This window comes from Deltaproteobacteria bacterium (genome assembly GCA_016874735.1).
GTDB lineage: Bacteria > Bdellovibrionota_B > Oligoflexia > Oligoflexales > CAIYRB01 > CAIYRB01.
The window spans coordinates 1-5,990 of record VGTI01000113.1 but is presented as its reverse complement, the minus strand read 5'-3'; the positions used below and the strand labels follow the sequence as shown (position 1 = coordinate 5,990).

Below are 5,990 nucleotides of genomic sequence, written 5' to 3'. Positions count from 1 at the left end.
TGCTGCTCATCTTTGGATCCTCTACCGCATCAGAAAATTCCGGCTATAATGAGTGTCATACCATGTCATGACGTAGGGAGTAAGGTCCTTGCCAACGAAGCCAACGAAGCCAACGAAGCTGAGCTCGTCTCAAAGCACACGGGTCATCCTTGCGTTCCTTGGTTTTGCCACCTTGATCGCTGCCGGCATGATCGCCGCCTTCGGTCTAGAGATCAGTCCGCTGAGGGGCAAAATCATCAACGCAGGGGGGCGCGATGACGATGAGCGTGGGGGGTTCTTCTACAAGAGTGTGGGTTCGATTGCCGCCAGTATGGCTGCCACCAAGGTGGAGCCTAAACCCACGCCCGAGGCACTCTACACCGTCGAACTAGGCGTCTTCGAGCAAAAAGAAGAAGCTGAAACTTTGGTAGCAGCCCTGCAGGCGCAGGGCAATGATGCCTACTACACACCACTCAATCACCAAGGACACGTCATCTATCGCGTGAGACGCGGGCTTTTCCCAACCGAGGCCGAAGCCGAGAAGGCCGCACTAGCCATGCGTAGCCAGGGTCAAGAGAGAGCTAGCGTCGTCAGTCTGCAATGATCGGATCAGCCCGGATCCCTCTGGTCGATAAGAGCCAGGACGTTTTTCGCGATATTATCGCAAATGCCATCAAGGGGCAGATGGCTCAAGTTACGGGGCGAAAATGGATTTTGCAGCTCGGCCCCAATCTCATCCAAGCTGAAAAGCGGGTACGATGCTAGTGCCATGATGAGCGGCGTGAAGAACTCGACGCGCTCAATCAGCGCGAATGGCAGTAGCGCCAGGAATAAAAACAAAAAGCGTCGGGTTTTGATGGCTAAAGCTAGCGGCATCCTGGTGTTACGGATACGCTCACAAGCACCGATGGCATCGATGAGGGCGGAGCGTTCCGTCTCGGCACGGTGGAACGCCATAGGATCCATATGGTATCGACGCAGGCTGGCAAGTCCCTGCGCAATCAGGTGCCCGACGTATACCGGCATATGCTGCGCGTTTCTGATATCCGCCGCCAGCTCGGGACCGAGGATGGTCTCGACCTCCCTCAACGATTTTTCGCTCCGCAGCGATTCCCGCATGACGTGCGGCCAGGCAGCAACGAGTCGGAGCAATCGATCCGTCACTGTTTTGTCAGCTTCGCCATAGGCCGCAATCACGATACCTAAGTTGCGGCTCTGGTTGACGACGCTGCCCCAAAGTTTACGCGCTTCCCACCACCGGTCGTGACCGGCATTGACGCGCATCACCAAAATGAGAGCTAATACGGCTCCCGAGTATTCAAAAGGCGTGATGGGTATGTGGAAATTCGGAGCAAAAAAAATGATACAGCTGACCAGGGATGCAAATACCGAGGCCCAAATCACCCGCGGCAGAACGATCGGAGTCACCGACCCACGCCACGCCAGAGCCGCGGCGATAAAGGACTTGGGCTCCGGTTGATTAGCAAGCACTTGGTCAGTGTCGCCACTGCCGTTGACCAGAGCCTTAGGTGAGGCATGGCTGGCGCTATTAGAGTGAAAACTTGGTAGCATCGATATGCTCTTCAGAGATGCGGTGGGACGGGACGTACTCATTGTGTTCGGTGTCATACACAAAAACTTCGCCGTTTTCGAAATTGTAGACCCAAGCATAGATCTTCAACTTATCTTGAGCTAAAGCCGCCGATACTGCGGGATGGGTCTTCAAATTGGCGATTTGGACGAGAACGTTCTCGCCGACAACTTCCGTAAGATCGTCCAGCCGCGGTGAGCCCTCAAGGCGCCGCCGCGTTGCTTCAGCGTGTCCTAACCACCGCTTGAGTGACGGCAACTTGTCCATGTTAGGTTGCTGCGCTAGCGCAGCCATCGCACCGCATTTAGAGTGACCACAAACGACTATATTGCCGACCTTTAGGCCCGCTACAGCGAACTCGATGGTCGCCTCTTCGCCACTGCTAGCGGCACCATAAGGAGGAACGATGTTACCCGCGTTCCTGATAAGAAAGATCTCGCCTGGTTGGGTCTGCGTCACCAGGTTCGGGTCTAACCTGGAGTCGGAGCACGCGATCATCAGCGTGTGCGGAGTCTGTCCTTGCGCCAAAGACTCGAAAAGCTCTTGTTTCTTGGGGAATACCTCTTGGTTGAACTTGCGTAGTCCGGGAAGCAGGTTTTTCATGGCGGGGGCTCCTAAGGCTCAGTTGTTCGCGATTGATGATCGGAGTTTTTCGTGATTTACTAAAATTGATAAATATAATCGGAGCATTCGCTTTTAGCGAAGTAATTTAGGCAGGAGTATCAGCACTTTGCGCCCTTGGATCAACTACCACCACCTGCTTTACTTCAAAACCATCGCGCTCGAGGGCGGGATTGCTAACGCCGCCAAGAAACTACGCCTCGGACAACCCACCCTGTCCACGCAGCTCAAGCAGTTCGAGACCACCCTCGGTCACGCCCTCTTTGACCGCTCCAAGCGGCAGCTACAGCTGACCGAGGCGGGTCGCCTTGTGCTCGGTTACGCGACGGAAATTTTCAGGCTCGGTGATGAGATGCTCGATGCCTTGAGTGATCGCCATGTCGGGCAGAAAATCCAGGTTCAAATCGGCGTGGCCGATGCCGTGCCTAAACACATCACACTTGATCTTTTCCACAGTGCACAGAGCAAGCAAGACTGCATCGTGACACTTGCTGAAGGACATACCCACGAGCTTCTGCGAGAACTCCGCGCGCACCGTATCGATCTCGTCCTGTCGAATGATCCACCACACGCTGGCGATGGTGGTGGCATTTACGCTAAAAACATCGCACGCGTTCCAGCCGTCGCAGTTGGGGCTAAAAAGTATGGCCCATTGGCGAAAAATTTCCCTGCGTCACTCAACCAGCAGCCCGTCATCTTGCCGTCGATCCAGTCTAAGCTTCGCCATGCGATTGATCACTATTTTGAGCTAAATGGCGTGAGTCCCGACGTTGTTGCCGAAGTGCAAGATACGAGTTTACAAAAGTTGATGGCGGCGCACGGTGACGGCATCATCATACTGGCGGCACCAGCTGCCACGGAACTCATCGGCAACCGCAGCCTAGTCGAGATTGGCACCATGGCGGACGTTTACGACGAACTATGGTTGTTTGCTGGTAAGCGGCGGCTCGAAAATCCCGTGGCCGCCCAGCTGATGAAAGAGTTCACGCTCTGATTAACAAGCAGAAGCAGCCTATCATGATTTGAGCAAAGCCCAAGCTCATGGCAGTAGGCTGCGCATTCTCAGGGCTTACCTACTAGCTATAGGTACCCCGCTACCTTGCCCGTTAAGATCCCGCCCGTATGCCGCCGATAGCAGACTGGGGTAATGAAGTCACCAACGGGACCAATCATGTCGGGACGGCGCTGGCAAATTTGGCTACGGACGATCCAAGCGGGAATCGCTCTGCCCGTCTTTTTCCTTTACTACTTTTTATCCCCGGACCCGATGGCGGCGGGGATCAAAGAATTCGCTGTGGCACGCACGGTTAGCTTGGAACGCCACCACGAGCTCAGCGAGATAATGGCCTTGCCAGCAACGGCCTGGTTACCAGGGACAATACACGCGAGCATCCCCAACAAGTTGGGATCTCGTGAAGTGTGGTTTAAAGTCACAATTCCAGCCGTTGGCAGAGATCGCGTCAGACGGAGTTTAGTGGCCGAGATAGGCATCGCTGTTATGCGTGAGATCGACTACTACCTCACCAGCGGCGCGAGTGTCATAGCAACCAAAAACACGGGGCTTAACGGCGCCGAAAAGGCCAACCCCAGGGCCGCAATGGCCTATGATTTTGCCTTTCAGGAGAGCAGCGATCAAACGCAAATACTCTATATCCGCGCCGAAGGATCGGGATTCCTGCTCACCCCCCTACAAATCAGAGAACTGCAGAGCTATCAGGAGTACCTGAGCGTCCGCAATATCGTCATTAATTTTGCTCTGGGCATATCGTTCGGGATCTGCCTCTACCATCTTATTTTTCTGATATTCTTGCGTAAGCTCTTCCACATTTACTTTACGATGGGACTCATTTCTGTCGCCATATTTGCTGCGATTCTGAACGGCACCCTAAGCGATCTCGACCTGAGTTTAGATCACACCACTACCGTGCAATTATCGACCCTTTTTATTATCATCGCCGTGATTAGCTTTATTCTGTTCGGCAAATCGTTTCTTAACTTGGGAAAGAATATCCCGGGCTACAATCGCCTCCTCAACATCTGCCTGGTAGTGAACGTGATCCTGATCTTTCTGGCTCCGGTAATCAATACAGCTTTGATCACTTTTGCCGTGGTGGCACAAACAGTACTGATTACGCTTGACCTCACTATCCGCACGCTACGCTACGAATTACTGACGTCTGTGCAGTTATTTAACACAGCTATCCGCGGCCTACTGGCTGGCGCGATACTCTCAGTGCTGTCCTGGTTTGGGGTCATTCCGTCCAATATTGTCGCCGATCGTGCTTATATTTTGGGGCAGATCTGGGCTGGCATCTTCCTATCAACTGCCATTGTCGCCAGAGCTAAAGAGCTGGAGACTGGTAACCGTATAGTTCAGGATACGCTGAAAGGCATCGTACCGAAAAACCGACTCAACTCCATGCTCAGAGACTCTTACCTAGATCAATACAGTGCATCTGAACTACCAGTCACCGTTATGTTTATCGATATCGTGTCCTTCACTAAGTTTGCCGAAAATAGTCACAATGAGTTGGTTTACAAAACTCTGGCCAGACGCCTTGATGAGATTATCAAGACCATTCACAACCACGGTGGCAGCGTTGATCGATCGCTTGGCGACGGCGTTTTATGTTTCTTTGGCTACGAGAAAAGCCGGACCGGCAACCACCACGCACTCGATGCTTATCGCGCAGCGGTAGAAATCCAGCGCACTACACTGAGTTTTTACAAAGACACAGACAAGTATCAGATCGACGAGCAACGGAAAATGCCGGTCAGAATTGGCATGCATACGGACGTGGTTACGATCGGCAATATTGGGAGCCAAGAGCTCACCGACTTTACTTTAGTTGGTAACGGAGTCAATTTTGCATCACGCTTAGAGACCGCGTGCAATCCATTCAAGGTCATGGTCAGTGCAGCTACGCGCAATCTACTGGTCAGTAAGGGAGTAAACAAACAGGAATTCCAAGAGATTCTCATAGCCGTCAAGCATTCAGAAGAACTTGTAAAGGCCTACGAGGTGGATCCCCATAAGGGGAATGAGTCTTTGTTGCGTAAAGCTTACTCGGAATATCAAGATTCTCTTGGATTAGTGCCCAGATCAAAACGACACGAGCTACAAAATGATCAGTTAATTTATTTGACCTCGCCGTACGGTAAATTCCGCGTCATCGATTTATCAGTCGACGGCTTTCAACTGCAAGGCGATCACTACCTGGCGCCAAACGCCAATGTGACAGTCCAGATAGAAACCAACGACGAACACGTCAACCAACGACTCCGTAGCCTGTTCTTGGACGAGATCGTCTTAAGGATCCGTTGGAGCCGCATGAATGGCCCCACCTATACGCACGGTGCGAATACCGTCGGTGGTCATAGCGAGCAGTCGCGTACACTATTTGCGCTTCTCCTCGAAACCAATGCAAATGACCCTAAATCTAATGCCAGAGGGGGTCAATTTGCTGCGTGATAAAAAAACATCGACGATATCGTCTCGCCTGGCATCGGCCCCGTTCCTGGCCCGCTTTTTAGTGTGGTCTTTACCACCCATAGCTACGATCTTGATTGCTGTATTTGATCCATCCACAAAAATCGAGAGAAGACAGACTTTCGACCGAGCAATATTAACCAAAGAGCTCGGCTTTGATTCATTTAACGAAGTCTATGCCGCTCCCCATGATGCGTGGCAACAGACTAAATATACGATCCCAGATCGCGCCATCCTTAGCGACCACCATGTTTGGCGTCGCCACGAAATTCCTGCGGCTAAGGACAACCAACCTGAGGACTACGTCGC

General features: G+C 52.4%; 6 protein-coding genes. 4 read left to right on the top strand and 2 right to left on the bottom strand.

Features of this window, described 5'->3' with window-relative positions:
- Positions 1–88: 88 nt before the first annotated feature.
- Positions 89–583 (top strand): hypothetical protein, encoded by a 495-nt coding sequence (locus FJ146_19055; protein ID MBM4254070.1) that lies wholly within the window; start codon positions 89–91, stop codon positions 581–583.
- A gap of 5 nt (positions 584–588) precedes the next feature.
- Here the strand turns inward: FJ146_19055 and FJ146_19050 are convergent, their stop codons facing one another.
- Together FJ146_19050 and FJ146_19045 are read right to left on the bottom strand one after the other, a co-directional pair.
- Entirely contained in the window at positions 589–1,593 is a 1,005-nt protein-coding gene (locus FJ146_19050) for a hypothetical protein (GenBank protein MBM4254069.1), read from the bottom strand.
- Positions 1,529–2,173, bottom strand: coding sequence for a carbonic anhydrase (locus FJ146_19045; protein MBM4254068.1), 645 nt, complete (start codon positions 2,171–2,173; stop codon positions 1,529–1,531). Before FJ146_19045 ends, FJ146_19050 begins: the two co-directional genes overlap by 65 nt.
- A 118-nt stretch (positions 2,174–2,291) precedes the next feature.
- Here FJ146_19045 and FJ146_19040 point away from each other — a divergent pair, with 118 nt between their 5' ends.
- From FJ146_19040 to FJ146_19030, 3 genes are all read left to right on the top strand, one after another.
- Complete coding sequence (locus tag FJ146_19040) at positions 2,292–3,185, top strand: LysR family transcriptional regulator (GenBank protein MBM4254067.1); 894 nt, start codon at positions 2,292–2,294, stop codon at positions 3,183–3,185.
- A 153-nt stretch (positions 3,186–3,338) separates the two neighbouring features.
- Positions 3,339–5,663 (top strand): hypothetical protein, encoded by a 2,325-nt coding sequence (locus FJ146_19035; protein ID MBM4254066.1) that lies wholly within the window; start codon positions 3,339–3,341, stop codon positions 5,661–5,663.
- A partial coding sequence (locus tag FJ146_19030) for a hypothetical protein (GenBank protein MBM4254065.1) occupies positions 5,653–5,990 on the top strand: 338 nt, incomplete at its 3' end. The genes FJ146_19035 and FJ146_19030, both read left to right, overlap by 11 nt.

Coding starts and splice junctions, on each gene's coding strand:
- FJ146_19050 (MBM4254069.1), bottom strand. CDS start 1,593: ATGAGTACGTCCCGTCCCACCGCATCTCTGAAGAGCATATCGATGCTA.
- FJ146_19045 (MBM4254068.1), bottom strand. CDS start 2,173: ATGAAAAACCTGCTTCCCGGACTACGCAAGTTCAACCAAGAGGTATTC.
- FJ146_19035 (MBM4254066.1), top strand. CDS start 3,339: ATGAAGTCACCAACGGGACCAATCATGTCGGGACGGCGCTGGCAAATT.